The sequence below is a fragment of the Streptomyces sp. NPDC059456 genome (assembly GCF_042750055.1).
Lineage (GTDB): Bacteria > Actinomycetota > Actinomycetes > Streptomycetales > Streptomycetaceae > Streptomyces.
Genome location: NZ_JBHYVA010001019.1, coordinates 1 through 1,987, shown reverse-complemented (window position 1 = coordinate 1,987; position 1,987 = coordinate 1). Strand labels below are relative to the sequence as shown.

Annotated in this window: 2 protein-coding genes; both read right to left on the bottom strand. The window is 76.4% G+C overall.

The genetic code is table 11. The features are described from left to right. Nucleotides 1-51: 51 nt before the first annotated feature. Nucleotides 52-912 carry an ECF transporter S component gene (locus ACFXA3_RS41720; protein ID WP_385196596.1) on the bottom strand — a complete coding sequence of 287 codons (861 nt, stop codon included), beginning with the start codon at nt 910-912 and terminating at the stop codon, nt 52-54. Next, nucleotides 909-1,987: energy-coupling factor ABC transporter ATP-binding protein (locus ACFXA3_RS41715; RefSeq protein ID WP_385196594.1), on the bottom strand; the 1,079-nt coding region annotated here is incomplete at its 5' end. The genes ACFXA3_RS41715 and ACFXA3_RS41720, both read right to left, overlap by 4 nt.

The window sequence follows — 1,987 nt, the reverse complement described above, 5'->3', positions numbered from 1 at the left end:
ACCTTCCGTGGTGGTTCGATCCACGGAAAAGGGGTGTGCGCCGGGCCACTTTCAACCCGAACCGAAGGAAACGGGCGCCTCGAACGCCGCTTTCCGCACCGCCCGCCGCAACGCCCTCAGCAGCGTCCCCCCGACCGTCAGGGTCAGTACGACCGTCAGCACGGCCCGGCCCAGGTCCCAGCCCAGCGAGGTCGCCGCACAGTACGCGGCGAACCGCGCCAGGTTCGCGGCCACCGCATCCCCGGGGTGGAACGAAATGCCCTGCCCCATGCCCTGCAGCAGCACCCACCCCTGCAGGTTCATGACCGTGCCGTACGCGAACGAGCCCACGAACCCGTACGCCGCCAGCATCAGCAGCTCCGCCCTGCCCCGCAGCCTTCCCCAGGCCCACGGCTTCCCCCAGGCCCACGGCTTCGCCCCGGCAGGGGCGGCCTCCGCCGCACCGGGCAGCAGGCCCGCGCCCAGCGAGAACCAGCCCATCGCCAGCATCTGGAACGGCATCCACGGCCCGACCCCGCCCGTCAGCAGCGCGGACGCGAACATCGTCACCGAGCCGAGGACGAAGCCGAAGCCCGGGCCGAGGACCCGGCCGCTGAGCACCATCAGGAAGAACATCGGCTCCAGGCCCGCCGTCCCCGCGCCCAGCGGCCGCAGCGCGGCCCCGACCGCGGCGAGCACCCCGAGCATCGCCACCGCCTTGGCGTCCATCCCCTGATCGGCGATGGTCGCGACGACCACGGCGACGAGGAGCGGCAGCAGCCCCGCGAACAGCCACGGGGCGTCCTGGGAGTGGGCGAGTCCGGACTGGCCGTCGGCCAGCAGCGGCCAGCCGAACGCGGCGATGCCGATCAGGGTCACGAAGAGCAGCGCGACGGCGGCACGGGGGCCGATGCGCACGGGGCGGTCGCTCACGGCTTCGCCCCGTCCGTGCCGGCGGCCGCGTTGTCCGAGCCGGAGCCGGAGCCGGAGCCGGAGCCGGAGCCGGAGCCGGACTCGGCGTCCGTGGCGGCCAGGGCGCGGGCGACCTGGGACACCGTGAGCCAGTGGCCGGGGGCCAGGATCTTGGCCACCTGCGGCGCGAACGCCGGGGACGACACGACGACCTCGGCGGTCGGCCCGTCCGCGACGATCTCGCCGCCCGCCAGGATCACGACCCGGTGCGCCAGCTCGGCGGCGAGCTCCACATCGTGCGTGGCCAGGACGATGGCGTGCCCGTCGGCGGCCAGCGCCCGCAGGATCTCGATCAGACGCGCCTTGGCCGCGTAGTCCAGACCGCGCGTCGGCTCGTCGAGCAGGAGCAGGGCGGGCCGGCCGGTGAGTACGAGCGCCAGGGCCAGCGCCAGGCGCTGCCCCTCGGAGAGGTCCCGCGGATGCGTCCCGTCGGGCACGTCGGGCAGCAGCTCCCGGACCAGGGCCCGGCAGGTGCCCGCCGGGCGGCCGGCATCGGCGTCGGCCGCGGCGCACTCGGCGGCCACGGTGTCGGCGTAGAGGAGGTCACGGGGCTCCTGCGGGACCAGGCCGACGCGGCGGACCATCTCCTGCGGGGCGGTGCGGTGCGGGGTGCGGCCGCCGACGGTCACCGAGCCGGTGGTGGGGGCCAGCGTGCCGATGAGGGTGGCCAGGAGGGTGGACTTGCCGGCGCCGTTGCGGCCCATGAGGGCGATGGTCTCGCCGGCCGCCACGGAGAGGTCGATGCCGTGGAGGACCTCGGCGCGGCCGCGGCGGAGGGAGAGCGAGGTGAGACGGGCCGCGCAGTCGCCGCCGCCGGCGGTGTCCGGGCCGGGGGCGGGGCCCGGGGCGCCGGTCGGTGGCTCGCTGCGGAGCAGGCGGAACAGGCGGGACAGGACGCCGAGGGCGCCGGGGCGGGGGGCCGGGCCGCTGCGCGGGGCCTCTTCCCCGCCCCGCCCCTTCCCGAACCCGGGGCTCGGCCCCGGCCCCCGCGCCTCAAACGCCGGCGGGGCTGGAATCGCGGGGCTCGGCTGCGTGC